12 protein-coding genes are annotated in these 13,309 nt (G+C 67.0%); 9 read left to right on the forward strand and 3 right to left on the reverse strand.

Going from position 1 to position 13,309, the window contains the following annotated elements:
• Positions 1-3: 3 nt before the first annotated feature.
• From DBV10_RS03805 to DBV10_RS03820, 4 genes are all read left to right on the forward strand, one after another.
• Positions 4-501 carry a plastocyanin/azurin family copper-binding protein gene (locus tag DBV10_RS03805; RefSeq protein WP_124510785.1) on the forward strand — a complete coding sequence of 166 codons (498 nt, stop codon included), beginning with the start codon at positions 4-6 and terminating at the stop codon, positions 499-501.
• Between the two features lie 29 nt (positions 502-530).
• Entirely contained in the window at positions 531-1,052 is a 522-nt protein-coding gene (locus DBV10_RS03810; RefSeq protein WP_124510787.1) for a DUF411 domain-containing protein, read from the forward strand.
• Positions 1,049-1,414 carry a copper-binding protein gene (locus DBV10_RS03815; protein WP_124510789.1) on the forward strand — a complete coding sequence of 122 codons (366 nt, stop codon included), beginning with the start codon at positions 1,049-1,051 and terminating at the stop codon, positions 1,412-1,414. Before DBV10_RS03810 ends, DBV10_RS03815 begins: the two co-directional genes overlap by 4 nt.
• Before the next feature lie 67 nt (positions 1,415-1,481).
• Positions 1,482-2,486, forward strand: coding sequence for a P1 family peptidase (locus DBV10_RS03820; protein WP_124510791.1), 1,005 nt, complete (start codon positions 1,482-1,484; stop codon positions 2,484-2,486).
• A 32-nt stretch (positions 2,487-2,518) separates the two neighbouring features.
• Here DBV10_RS03820 and DBV10_RS03825 read toward each other — a convergent pair whose 3' ends face one another.
• A complete protein-coding gene (locus tag DBV10_RS03825) occupies positions 2,519-2,899 on the reverse strand; it encodes a tautomerase family protein (protein ID WP_124510793.1) in 381 nt (126 codons plus the stop codon).
• An 84-nt stretch (positions 2,900-2,983) separates the two neighbouring features.
• Between DBV10_RS03825 and DBV10_RS03830 the strand changes: the two genes are divergently transcribed.
• The 5 genes from DBV10_RS03830 to DBV10_RS03850 all read left to right on the forward strand — a co-directional run bounded on the left by DBV10_RS03830 (position 2,984) and on the right by DBV10_RS03850 (position 8,738).
• Positions 2,984-3,877, forward strand: coding sequence for a LysR family transcriptional regulator (locus DBV10_RS03830; protein ID WP_124510795.1), 894 nt, complete (start codon positions 2,984-2,986; stop codon positions 3,875-3,877).
• A gap of 193 nt (positions 3,878-4,070) precedes the next feature.
• The gene (locus DBV10_RS03835) at positions 4,071-5,660 is read left to right on the forward strand and encodes a methyl-accepting chemotaxis protein (protein WP_199740031.1); all 1,590 of its coding nucleotides are present in this window, start codon (positions 4,071-4,073) and stop codon (positions 5,658-5,660) included.
• A gap of 188 nt (positions 5,661-5,848) precedes the next feature.
• Positions 5,849-6,646: a lectin gene (locus DBV10_RS03840; RefSeq protein WP_124510797.1), complete on the forward strand. Its 798-nt coding sequence runs from the start codon at positions 5,849-5,851 to the stop codon at positions 6,644-6,646.
• 75 nt (positions 6,647-6,721) lie between these two features.
• Positions 6,722-7,168, forward strand: a complete 447-nt coding sequence (locus DBV10_RS03845; protein WP_233589795.1) for a hypothetical protein — start codon at positions 6,722-6,724, stop codon at positions 7,166-7,168.
• Between the two features lie 193 nt (positions 7,169-7,361).
• Entirely contained in the window at positions 7,362-8,738 is a 1,377-nt protein-coding gene (locus DBV10_RS03850) for a TAXI family TRAP transporter solute-binding subunit (RefSeq protein WP_124510801.1), read from the forward strand.
• A gap of 75 nt (positions 8,739-8,813) precedes the next feature.
• On the opposite strand, the gene DBV10_RS03855 is transcribed toward DBV10_RS03850, so the two are convergent.
• Together DBV10_RS03855 and ettA are read right to left on the reverse strand one after the other, a co-directional pair.
• The gene (locus tag DBV10_RS03855) at positions 8,814-11,318 is read right to left on the reverse strand and encodes a DUF1631 family protein (protein ID WP_124510803.1); all 2,505 of its coding nucleotides are present in this window, start codon (positions 11,316-11,318) and stop codon (positions 8,814-8,816) included.
• An 89-nt stretch (positions 11,319-11,407) separates the two neighbouring features.
• Positions 11,408-13,069 (reverse strand): energy-dependent translational throttle protein EttA, encoded by a 1,662-nt coding sequence (gene ettA / locus DBV10_RS03860; RefSeq protein WP_124510805.1) that lies wholly within the window; start codon positions 13,067-13,069, stop codon positions 11,408-11,410.
• Positions 13,070-13,309: the final 240 nt, after the last annotated feature.

Below are 13,309 nucleotides of genomic sequence, written 5' to 3' on the forward strand. Positions count from 1 at the left end.
CTTATGAAAACTATCAAATTCATAGCTACTTGCGCATTACTGGCGGGCGCAGCGCCCTCTTTTGGCCATGAAAACATGCCCCACGCCGCCCGCAACACCCCGGTGGTGAAAGAGCAAAAAGCCTGGGGCATTGCGGGCGACGACAAGGCCGTGGCACGCACCATCACCCTCCGCATGACGGACGACATGCGCTTCACGCCCCGCCACATCGAGGTGCGCGAGGGCGAGACCATTCGGCTGCGTGCCGAGAACAAGGGCCAGGTGCTGCACGAGATCGTGATCGGCACCAAGCCCGAGCTGGACGCGCACGCCGAGATGATGGCCAAGCACCCCGGCATGGAGCACGACGAGCCCTACATGGCCCACGTGGCTGCAGGCAAGAAGGGCGACATCGTGTGGCAGTTCAACCGCCCAGGCCAATTCGACTTTGCCTGCCTGATCGCGGGCCACTACCAGGCGGGCATGACGGGCACCATCACCGTTCGCCCGCGCAAGCCATGACCCGCACCCATCCACGCCGGAGCAACCCCATGACACCCACACCACGCACCACGCCTGCCCTGCCCACCCGCCGCCAATGGCTTGCCGCCGCACTGCCCGTGGCAGGCGCGGGCCTTGCCATCGCCCTGCTGCCCGCCACCACACGCGCCGCAACCTCCACACCCATGGAGGTCTGGAAAGACCCGAACTGCGGCTGCTGCCAGGACTGGGTGGACCACATGCAGGCCCACGGCTTTGCCGTGAAGGTGCACGCCACCGGCAACAACGCCGTGCGCGCCCGCCTGGGCCTGCCGCAAAAGCTGGGCTCGTGCCACACCACCCTGGTGGGCGGCTACCTGGTCGAAGGCCATGTGCCCGCCAGCGACGTGCGCAAGCTGCTGCAGCAAAAGCCCAAGGCACTGGGCCTGGCCGTGCCCGGCATGCCCGTGGGCTCGCCGGGCATGGACGGCGCCGTATATGGCAACCAGCGCGATCCCTACGACGTGCTGCTGGTGGCACACGACGGCGGCACGCGGGTGTTCAGCAGCTACAACAAGAAGGCATCGACATGAAACAAATCCTTTTCACCATCCCGCTGGCCGCCAGCCTGCTGCTCCTGGGCGCGGGGCCCGCGCTGGCCCAAGCCCCGGCCGCAGCCGCCTCGGACAGCCACAGCAGCCACCACGCCGCGCCACCCACGCCGCAAAGCGCGGAGCTGAGCGAAGGCGAAATCACCCGCTGGGACGCACGCACCCTGCGCGTCACGCTGAAGCACGGCGAGATCAAGAACCTGGGCATGCCCCCCATGACCATGGTGTTCCGCGTGGCAGACGCTGGCGTGCTGGGCAGCTTGCAACCGGGCGACAAGGTGCGCTTTCGTGCTGAACAGGTCAACGGTGCGTACCACGTGACGCACATCGAAAAAGCCTCTTGACCATCGCCGGCCGCCACCTGGTGCCAGGCAAGAGCGGCCTGGTGCCAGGGCTCCATAATCGACGGCCATGAGTCTTCACGCACTGGCCAGCGACGCTGGCAGCATCACCCGCGTGGCCGGCATCGAGGTCGGCCACTTCACCGAAACCCGCCGCCCCACGGGCTGCACCGTCATCATGACCCGCGAGGGCGCCGTGGCCGGCGTGGACGTGCGCGGCGCCGCCCCCGGCACGCGCGAGACGGACCTGCTGCACCCCTCCAACCTGGTGGACCAGGTGCACGCCATCGTGCTGGCGGGCGGCAGCGCCTGGGGGCTGGATGCCGCCACGGGCGCGGTGCGCTGGCTCGAAGAGCGCGGCATCGGTTTTGACGTGGCTGTGGGCCGCCTGCCCATCGTGCCCGCCGCCGTGCTGTTCGACCTGCTGGTGGGCGACATGCGCATCCGCCCCGATGCGGCCGCAGGCTATGCGGCGTGCGAGGCCGCATCCACCGCCGATCCGGCCGAAGGCAACGTGGGCGCGGGCACGGGCGCGGCCCTGGGCAAGATCTTCGGCATCCAGCGCGCCATGAAGGGCGGCATCGGCACCGCTTCCGTCACCGTGGACGGCGTCACGGTGGGCGCCCTCATTGCCTGCAACGCGCTGGGCGATGTGATCGACCCCGACACCGCGCAAGTCATCGCCGGGGCCCGCACCGACGACGGCCTCGCCCTGCGCGACACGCGCCGCGCGCTGCTGCGTGGCGACCCGCCCCAGCCGCTGCTGGCGGGCACCAACACCACCATCGGCGTGGTCGCCACCGACGCGGTGATCACCAAGGTGCAGGCCCACCGCCTGGCCGTGGCCGCGCACGACGGTCTGGCCCGCAGCATCAACCCGGTGCACACCATGTCCGACGGCGACACCCTCTTCAGCCTGGGCACAGGCCGCGCAGGCAAAAGCCTGGGCATGATGGTGCTGGCCACCATGGCGGCCGAGGCCACGGCCATCGCCACGGCCCGTGCAGCGCGGGCCGCGCGCGCCATCACGACGGCAGAGGGGCTGTACCTGCCCTCGGCCGCCGAGCTGGGCTGAAGCGCAGCGCCCCTCTGCGGGCGTTCAGGCATTCAGGCGTATTGCGCCAGGCCGTGGCCAAAGGACCAGTTCTCCTTGGCCACTTCCACAATGTTCACAAACACATCCTCGGGCCGCAGGCCCGGGCTTTCGCCCAGCAACTGGGCGATGCGCTGGAACAGCGCCTTCTTCTGCTCCAGCGTGCGTGTGTTGTTGGCCGTGATCTGGATGAACACCACATCGTCGCTGCGGGCCACGCCCAGGTAGGACGGGCTGTAGCGGAAGTTCGCGGCCTCGTGCTCGGTGATGGTCATGAACTGGTCGTCCTCGGGCACGTTGAAGGTTTCGCGCATGGCGCGGTACAGGGTGTCGAAGATCGCCTGCCGGTAGGCAGCAGGCTTGCCGGCGCGCATGGCAATGTGGATGAGCGGCATCGGTGGGTCCTTTCATGGGAGGGTGGCGGGATGCTATCCATACGAATATGCTATGGATACCAATTTCAGAAATATCAAATTCAAATGATTGAGCGCTCCCTCGATCTGGACGCCGTGGAGGCCTTTGTCCGCATTGCCGAGCTGGGCAGCTTCACGCGCGCGGCCGAAGCCATGGGCACGGCACAGGCCGCCGTGAGCCTGAAGCTCAAGCGGCTGGAAGACCGGCTGGGCTGCCGGCTCATCGAGCGCACGCCCCGCCATGTGCACCTGTCGGCACGGGGTGCGGCCTTTCTGGAGCATGCGCGCGAGCTGCTGGCCGTGCATGACCGCGCGCTGGCCACGTTCGCGCAGGCCCGCCAGCGCCTGGCCATTGGCATCAGTGACCATGTGGCAGGGCCGGAGCTTGCCGCCTTGATCGCGCGCATGAATGCGCAGGACCCCCAGTTGCTGATCGAGATCCGCATCGCATCGTCCGGCGACCTGCTGCAAAGCTTTGACCGCCGCGAACTCGATACCGTGATCGTGCGCATGCATGGGGGGCGCGACGACGGCGAACTGCTGGCCGAAGAGCAATTCGGCTGGTTTGCGGCCCCCAGCTGGCAACCCCGTGCAGGCGAGCCCCTGCCGCTGGCCACGCTGGCCGAGCCCTGCGGCGTGCGCGCGATGGCCGGACAGGCCCTGGATGCAGCGGGCATCCCCTGGACCGAGATCTTCGTGGGCGGCGGCGTGGCCACCGTGGTGGCCGCCGTGATGGCCGGACTGGGCGTGGCCGCCCTGGCACCGCGCATGCTGCCTCTGGGGGCCATGGATGTGGGCACCAGGCTCGGCCTGCCAGACTTGCCGCGCCTGCCCGTGCTGCTGCACACCCGGGTCCGCGACGGCAGGCAGCGCCATGCGCTGGCAGCGCTTTCGGCCGCGTTCAGAAGCGCGGTGCACAGCCGCGCCGCAGCCAGCCCCGCGCGGTCAAAATTTGCTTGACGGAACCGGCCAGCCCCCCAACATCAGGGCCTCAGACGGGCACCAACCAGCCACCCAGCTCCTGGGGCGCACAGCGTGGCACCCCAGACAACACCCTCGATCATGTTGTTAATTGTTAACAATATGTTTCCAAAAGAGTTTTTCACCCCGGAAAAGTGCATCATCTTTTGTAACAACTTGGAGGGTCCATCGCATGAATGTCCTGCAGAACCTGAGTATCAAGACGCGTCTTGGCATTGGTTACGTTGTTCTGACCTGCGCCCTGGTCCTGGTGGCCATCATGGGCATCCGCGGAGAGTCCCTGACACAGGAGAGCCTGGACAACCAGGTCAATCACCTCAATGTCGTCAAGAGCCTGGGCAACCGGGTCCTCGATGCGGCCAACGCGCGGGCCGTGGCGGCCCGCAACCTGGTGATTGCAGGCTCCAAGGAAGACGCCGACGCCGAAACCCGGCGCATTGGTGTAGCGCATGACAACATGGGCCGCGCGCTCAAGGGCGTGGAGGAGGCCCTCCAGGCCGCCCCGCCAGAGACAGCCCCCCTGCGCCCACTGCTGGCCCAGACCAAGGACACCGAGGCCGCCTACGGGCCCATCGCGCTGGAGATCACGCGCCTGGGCAGCCAGGGCGAAAAGGACGTGGCGATCCAGAAAATCAACGCAGAATGCCGCCCCCTGCTCACCAAGCTGGTGGGGAACATCGAAGCCTTCCTGGCAGAGAGCGACGCCATCAGCAAGCGGGCCAGTGAGCAATCGATGCGCCAGTTTGAATCGCTGCGCCTGCAACTGGTCCTGCTCAGCGTGGCGATGGTGGTGTTTGCCTGCGTGCTGGGCATGGCGACCACGCGCTCCATCGTCAGGCCGCTGGGCGAGGCCAACCACGCCACCCGGGAATTTGCCCAGGGCAACCTGACCACCCCGCTGGTGGCCCGCGGCAAGGACGAGATTGCCGCCGTGGTCGCGTCGATGGAGGCCATGCGCCTGAGCCTGTCCAGCCTGGTCGCAGGGGTGCGCCAGGGGTCGGAGAGCGTGTCCACCGCCAGCGCCGAGATCGCGCAGGGCAACCACAACCTGTCCATGCGCACCGAGCAGCAGGCCAGCGCGCTGCAGCAAACAGCGGCGTCGATGGAGCAACTGGGCTCCACCGTGAAGCAGAACGCGGACAACGCGGTCAATGCCAACCGGCTGGCGCACTCGGCCTCGACCATCGCGCAGCAGGGCGGCGACGTGGTGGCCCTGGTGGTGGCCACGATGAAGGACATCAACGAGTCCAGCCGCAAGATCAACGACATCATCAGCGTGATCGATGGCATTGCGTTCCAGACCAACATCCTCGCGCTCAATGCCGCCGTGGAGGCCGCCCGCGCAGGCGACCAAGGCCGGGGCTTTGCCGTGGTGGCCAGCGAGGTGCGCAACCTGGCCCAGCGCAGCGCAGCGGCGGCCAAGGAGATCAAGCATCTGATCACGGAAAGCGTGGGCCGCGTGGAGCATGGCACCGCCCTGGTGGACAAGGCAGGCCACACCATGACGGAGGTGGTCACCAGCATCCGCAATGTGACGCACATCATGGGCGAGATCAGCGCGGCCAGCTCCGAGCAGAGTTCGGGAGTCACCCAGGTGGGCGAGGCCGTCACGCTGATGGACCAGGCCACGCAGCAGAACGCGGCGCTGGTGGAGGAGATGGCGGCCGCGGCCTCCAGCCTGCGCGGGCAGGCCGACGACCTGGTGAGCGCGGTGGCGGTGTTCCGCATCAATGGCAGCGGGCCGGCGCTGCTGCTCAAGTAGCTTCGGCCAGTCCCCTCTTCTCACCCTCGTCCCCGCCATGGGCGTCCGGCCATGGCGCACCGCCGGGCATGGCGTGCGGGCACACGCAGGGCCGGCAGACCGTCCTATGATGCACGGCATCAGGCGACGGCCCTGCCGGCTTCATCCGCGCGGTGCCATGCCCTCATCGCGACAAGGAGAGAAGCCCCATGAAAAACCCGAACCGCCTGCGGCACGCGTGGCTGTTGTGCCTGCCTCTGCTGCTCAGCGCCCAGGCCGTCCAGGCCCAGGACCAGTGGGTGGAACTGCAGTCGAACGGGGGCTATGCCTCGTACCGCCTGCCCGACGACACCACCCAGGTGGACCTGAGCGAGCAAACGCAGGGGGCCTGCCGCTTCAACCGCACCTGGGGCTACGACCTGACCCACCGCGAGCTGTGGACCAACGGCGGCTGCGGTGGCCGCTTCAGGATCACGCGCACCTACGCCTCCGGCAGCAACAGCGGCTCCAACACCGGTGCGGCCGTGGCGGCGGTGGCCGCCATCGCCGGCGTTGCGCTGCTGGCCAACCACAACCGGCACGACGACGACCGGCGGCCCGAGTACCCGGACTACCCCGACTACGGTGGTGGCCGTGGCGGCGAAATCCGCGTGGACGGGCGCCTGTGCCTGGATGTGCAAGGCGGCCGGTTCCAGCCCGGCACCCTGCTGCAGGTGTATGAGTGCAACGGCACGGCCTCCCAGCGCTTCAGCGTGGGGCGTGGCGGCGAGATCCGGGTGCGCGACCTGTGCGTGGACGTGGACCGAGGCGATCCACGCGATGGTGCGCGCGTGGTGCTGTGGCCCTGCTCGGGCGCCCCCAGCCAGAGCTGGTCCACCCGTGGCGGGCAGATCGTGAGCCAGCTCAACGGCAAATGCCTGGACGTGGAAGATGGCCGGGTCCGCCAGGGCGCACCCACCATGGTCTGGCCCTGCAACCGCAGCCCCAGCCAGCGCTGGTGGTGGTAAGGAGCGCCCATGCAACGAACCCCTCACCGGATCTGCGCAAGTGCTTGTGCCTTGGCGCTGGCCATGACAATGGCCATGGCAGCCCGCACCGCCCATGCGGCCGACACCCCGGTGTCCTCCCCCGCCACCCCGCCCCGCCCCGCCGCACAGGGCCACCAACCAGCGGCCAAGGCCCTCACCCACCGGCTAGAGGCCATTTGCGCGTCGGCCGACCTCAACCACGACGGCAGCGTGTCACTGGAAGAGTTCCACCAGGACATCGTGCAGGGCTGGCACAGCCTGGGGCCCGATGCCGATGGCTACGTGCACCTCGCACACCTGGGCCAATTGCCCCGCATTGGCAAAAACCAGCTGAAACGGCTGGCGGCGGCCGACAAGGACGGGGACGGCAAGCTGTCGTTCAAGGAAGTGGTGCAGGCACGCATGGCCTACTTCGAGGCTGCGGACGTGGACCAGAACGATGCGCTGTCCCTGCAGGAGTGCATGGCCTACGAACGCCAGCAGCGCCGCCTGCCAAAGTAGACGGCCCGGGCTTCGGGCGCGGCCAATCAGGATGTGGGGGGCAATGCGCACGCCAGGGGCCGCCTCCCCGGATAATCCACGGGCCGCTGGATGCCCTCCATGGGCGGGGATCGGAAGACGCCAACCCGCCCCAGCCCGCGCGCCGCACCGCCCTCTGTATCTGCACCGCTCCTTCCATCCCGACTCCCACTCCATGTCCCAGGCCCTTCGCAACACCCTGCTTTCCCTGCGCGATCTGATCGTGTCCGCCGGCCCGCTCGCTTTTCTGGCGGTGGGGCTGCTGGCGCTGGCTTACTGGTGGCTCAACCCCAATCCGCCCAAGACCGTGACCCTGGCCACCGGGCCCGCACAGAGCGCCTACGAAGAGTTTGGCAAGCGCTACCAGAAAGCCCTGGCCGTGGACGGCATCGAGGTGGTGCTGCTGCCCAGCGAGGGCTCATCGCACAACCTGCAACTGCTGCGCGAAGGCAAGGCGGATGTGGCTTTCGTACAGGGCGGAACCGCTGAACTCCTGCCCGACGACCCCGACGAACTGGTGTCGCTGGGCAACCTGTTTGTGGAACCCGTCTGGCTGTTCTACCGCACCGAAACGGCGCAGCGCATGTACAACACGCCCCGGCTGGATGGGCTGCGGCAACTGCGTGGCCTGCATGTGAATGTGGGCTCGCAAGGCAGTGGCGTGCCCACGCTGATGGAACGCCTGCTGGAGGCCAACAGGGTCGAGCGGGGGGTGGTCAAGCTCTCGCGCCTGGACCAGACCCCGGCCACCGTGGACTTCCTGGCGGGCAAGCTCGACGCGCTGGTGTTCGCATCGGCCCCCGAATCCCTGATGGTGCAGATGCTGCTGCAGACCCCGGGCGTCCAGCTGCTGGACTTCGCCCAGCACGAGGCCTATGCACGGCGCTTTCCGTTCCTGACGCCGGTCACCCTGCCCCGTGGCGTGGTGGACCTGGCCACCAACGTGCCCGCGCGGGACGTGCGGCTGGTGGCGTCCACCACCTCACTGCTGGCGCGCGAGGGCACCCACCCGGCCTTGCTCACGCTGTTTGCACAGAACGCACAAAAGCTGCACGGTGGCGCAGGCTGGTTCAACCGTGCACGCGAGTTCCCCAACGCGCGCAACAGCGAGCTGCCCATTGCCAAGGAAGCCGACCGCGCCATGAATGAGGCCGTGCCCATGCTGCAGCGCTACCTGCCGTTCTGGATTGCCAACCTGATCGAGCGCATGTGGCTGGTGCTGGGCATTTTGCTGGCGATCATGCTGCCGCTGTCGCGCATCGTGCCTCCGCTGTACCAATTCCGCGTGCGCTCGCGCGTGTTCCGCTGGTACGGCCGCCTGCGCGAGGTCGAAAATGACCTGGAAGCCGGAAAAACCGACACAGCCGCGCTGCTCAAGGCCCTGAGTGCGCTGGAGGCGCAGGTCGAAAAAGTGAGCGTGCCCCTGTCCTATGCCGATGAGCTGTATGCCCTGCGCAACCACATTCACCTGGTGCGCAAAAAGCTCCTTCGGGCCTCGGAGGCGTCGGAGGGAGGGGAATCCCAGCCCACGCCAGAGGCGACATCCCCCTGAGGGACGGCAACGCAAATGCCGAAAGACAGCCACCGAGCCCGCAGAGCTGCCTCGGCGGCTTCACCCACCGATCACTCAGCGGCTTTTGGACGACTTGGAGCCCGATGAGGGCGACAGGGGTGCCGACTTGGACAACGGCGCCATCTTGGAACTGGACGAGGCCCGGCGCTCCGCGCCAGCAGCCCCCGCACTGGCGGCGTCCGCTACGCGGCTGGCCCCCTTGGGCGGAAGCGCCGGCACCACGCGCAAGGATCCCTCCCGGGCCAGCTTGTCACGCATGCGCCGGGTCATGGACTGGGTGCTGGCATCCGCAGCCGTGAACAGGAACAGCGTGCCATGGGGGCTGGCCCAGGTAAGCTGCGTGCGCACCACGCGCCCATTGGTCACGAGCTCCACCCACGCACCGATCACGAAGTCGGCATAAGGGTCGGGCACCTCCACCGGCGGTGTGCTGATGTCTGCGGCCTCGGGCGCAGCAGGCTGCGCTTCGGCGGCACTGGCATCGGGTGCGGCCTCTGCCACAGGCTCGGGCTCGGGCACCGCCACCGGCGCGGGTTTTTCAAAGGCCTCCTGGTGCAAACCCACCAGGCGTTGCAGCAGGGCACTGGTCTGGACGGCCGGGTACTGGATGGTCTTGAGGCCCTTGCGCAGCTTGGCCAGCAGCCCCGGAATGGCCTCGTTGAGCCGATCCGGTTCGAGACGGGTCAGGCCTGGCTGGGCACTCCAGAGCAGCACGGGCACCAGCGCCAGATAACCCCCCGGGTCGTCCTTGCCACCATCGCTGTTCATCACCTGGGCCAGCGCGATCACGTCGGCCCAGGGGCCCGCAGCGAAATCCAGAATGTCGGCAGGCACCTGCTCCAGGTCGGGCAGCCTGCGGATGTCCGCAGCCACCTTTTCGGCCAGAAGCTCCCGTTGCTCGGCTTGCAGGCGGGCTTTTTCCTCGGCCTCCTGCTCGGCCTTGATTTTTTGCTCCTGCTTGTCCCAGGCCGACTGCAACGCCTTGAGCACCGTATCGAAAGGGCCTGCGTCCTTGATTTCGTTGGCGGAGAGGTGCTCCACCGCTTCGGTCACCAGGCGCATGAAGCGGCTGAACCCCTGGTCTGTCTCGGCGGTAAAGGCCAGGCTGCGCTGGGTCAGCTCGTCGAGCAGGCGGCGTGCGGGATGGGTGCCATCGGTAAAAAAGCGCCCATCGTGGTGCACCAGCTGCTTGAGCGCGGGCTCCAGGCTCTTCACCGCCAATTGCACCGGAGGCAGCAACCGCGCATCCTGCGCGATGTTCGCCATCATGCGGCCCACCACCTCCACCGCCATCGCGGTGGACTGCGTCGCAGCCTCCATCGGCATGGTGGCATACACCACCGGCGCCACCCCGGGGCCACGCCATCCCGACAGGGGCACGGGCAACGAGCCTCCCTGGCTGGCGCCGGCACCACCGGCCAGGCGCCCCACCAGCCGCTCCAGCTGGGCCATGTCTTCAATGGCCTCGGCCACCGCTCCCGAGGGGTAGTACGCCCCCGACAGGGAGGACTGCGCGCTGGCCGTGCCTGCGCGGGGGTCCACCCACCCGGGCTGCCCCGCTGCCGGCTGCAGGACCACGGGCTGCGCCGCCATGGCGCCGTAGCCCGGAGGGGCAAACGGATCGCCCCCGGCCAGCATCTGGCGCAGGATGCCGACCGTCAGCAGCGCTTCTTCCGCTGCATCGGCGGCGGCGATGGGTGCTTGCTGAGACTCTCCGCTCCAGCCCGTGGCAGGCCCTGCGCCCCGGCCATAGCCAGTGTTGCCGTAATCACCCATGGGGGTGTTCATCGAAGGGCCGTAGCCCGAATACCCGGTGCCATAGCCCGTGCCGGGGCCCGGGCCGCCATAGCCCTGCCCATACCCCGTACCCGGGCCGCTGTTGCGGCCCCCTCCGCCCGAGGGGGTGCCCAGCACGGCGTAGCCCACGGGCTGAACGCCATGCTCGCGCAGGCTCTTGGCGGTATTTTTGTATTCCTCTACCAGCAGCTTGCCCAACAAGTCCCGCATGTGCTGCATCCAGAGCTGCCGGACTTCGGGCGACACGCCCGTATCGCTCACCACCTGCTGCAAGGCCCGGATGTAACTTTCGGGGCGCAGCGGATTGCGCTCGGGCTGCACGCTGCGCAGGCCCTGGGCCGCGCTGACCAGGGTGTTGAGTTCGGCCAGCACGGCATCGGTGGCATGCAGGGCCGATTGCTGGGCCTTGGAAAGTTCCACCTGCGCCAGCATCTCGTTTTCGTCCATGAGCGACAGCTCACCGAAATCCATGCCGGTATCGTCGGCCGGGCTGCGGCCCTTGGCCACAGCAGGCCCTTCCGCAAAGATCTCCAGCAAGGCCATGGGATACCCCTTGACCATGGCCGCCTCGTGCTGGTTGAGGTAGCGCAGGCTGTCGCTGATCAGATTGCGCTGCTGGATGCCGACGCTGCCCGACTCTTCACCCGCCAAGGTCCCCTGGGTGACCTTGACCAATTGCTGCATCAACGCCTCGCCCCCGCGCACGGCGTTGACGACACAGGCACGAAACACGTTTCTCGTACGAGACGCTGGCTGGGACATGGTGGGGAGGAGTCGGCGGGCAGGTTTCCAGTGGCGATCCTACTTGACCTGGGGGCTTATTTCAGGTCTTTGAACCGCCTCCAGACGGCTTATTTCAGGGCTTTGTAGCGCATGCGCTTGGGTTTGGCACCCTCTTCGCCCAGCCGCTTCTTCTTGTCGGCCTCGTACTCCTGGTAATTGCCGTCAAAGAAGGTCCACTGGCTGTCACCTTCGGCGGCCAGGATGTGGGTGGCAATGCGGTCGAGGAACCAGCGATCGTGGCTGATAACCAACATCGTGCCGGCAAACTCCAGCAGCGCATCTTCCAAGGCACGCAAGGTTTCCACGTCCAGGTCGTTGGACGGCTCGTCCAGCATCAGCACGTTGCCCCCGGCGATCAGGGTCTTGGCCAGGTGCAGGCGACCGCGCTCCCCCCCAGAAAGCATGCCGACCTTCTTTTGCTGGTCGCCGCCGTTGAAGTTGAAGCGGCCGCAGTAGGCGCGGCTGGCCATCTGGAACTTGCCCACGTTGAGGATGTCGAGCCCGCCGGACACGTCTTCCCACACCGTCTTGTCATTGGACAGGTCGTCGCGGTGCTGGTCCACAAAGGCCATTTTCACCGTGGAGCCGATCACGACTTCGCCCGAATCGGGCTTCTCGCGGCCCGCGATGAGCTTGAACAGCGTCGATTTACCGGCACCGTTGGGGCCGATGATGCCGACGATGGCGCCGGCCGGGATGTTGAAGCTCAGGTTGTCGATCAACACGCGGTCGCCAAAGGACTTGGTCACGCCCTTGAACTCGATCACCTGGCTGCCCAGGCGGTCGGCCACGGGGATGAAGATTTCGTTGGTCTCGTTGCGCTTTTGGTATTCGAAGTCGCTCAGTTCCTCGAAGCGGGCCAGACGGGCCTTGCTCTTGGCCTGGCGCGCCTTGGGGTTCTGGCGCGACCATTCCAGTTCCTTCTTCAGGGCCTTGGCGCGGGCTTCTTCGCCCTTTTGCTCGGCTTCCAGGCGGGCGCCCTTTTGCGTCAGCCAGTCGGAATAATTGCCCTTGTAGGGAATACCGGAGCCTCGGTCCAGCTCCAAAATCCACTCGGCCGCGTTGTCCAGGAAGTAGCGATCGTGGGTGATGGCCACCACGGTGCCGGAATAGCGTTGCAGGAACTGCTCCAGCCAGTCCACCGATTCGGCGTCCAAGTGGTTGGTGGGCTCGTCGAGCAGCAGCATGTCGGGCTTGGACAGCAGCAGGCGGCACAGCGCCACGCGGCGCTTTTCACCGCCGGAGAGCACGCCGATGTTGGCATCCCATGGGGGCAGGCGCAGCGCGTCGGCAGCGATCTCCAATTGGTGCTCGGAGTCGGTGCCAGCGGTGGCGATGATGGCTTCCAGCTCGGCCTGCTCGGCGGCAAGCGCGTCAAAGTCGGCGTCTTCAGCACCGTAGGCGGTGTACACCTCTTCCAGGCGCGCCTTGGCAGCAAACACCTTGCCCATGGCCGCTTCCACACTCTCGCGCACGGTTTGCGTGGGATCCAGCTGGGGTTCCTGCGGCAGGTAGCCGATGTTCAAACCCGCCATGGGGATGGCTTCGCCTTCGATTTCCTTGTCAATGCCCGCCATGATCTTCAGGAGGGTGGACTTGCCGGAGCCGTTGGTCCCCAGCACGCCGATCTTGGCGCCCGGGAAAAAGCTCAGGGAGATGTCCTTCAGGATCTGCCGCTTGGGCGGCACGATCTTGCCGACGCGGTTCATGGAAAAAACGTATTGGGCCATTGAGTGTCAAACCTGCAAAAGTGAGCAGAATTTCTGCGTGTAAACCGAGATTATCGGGCCATGCGACAATACCCACCGTAGCGAGCTCCAGTTGCACGCTGCATCAGCACACTGCTGGGGACGAAAGAAGCACCCTGCTTCCGGGCTCCCAATCCTGAACCTCATCGGCTTGAGACTGGCTCGGCAACCCCCGGTTGCACGACAGGCCGATACCCAGCGCCCCGGACGGGCGCATCCAAA

It is taken from the genome of Acidovorax sp. FJL06, assembly GCF_003852545.1.
Classification (GTDB): domain Bacteria; phylum Pseudomonadota; class Gammaproteobacteria; order Burkholderiales; family Burkholderiaceae_C; genus Acidovorax.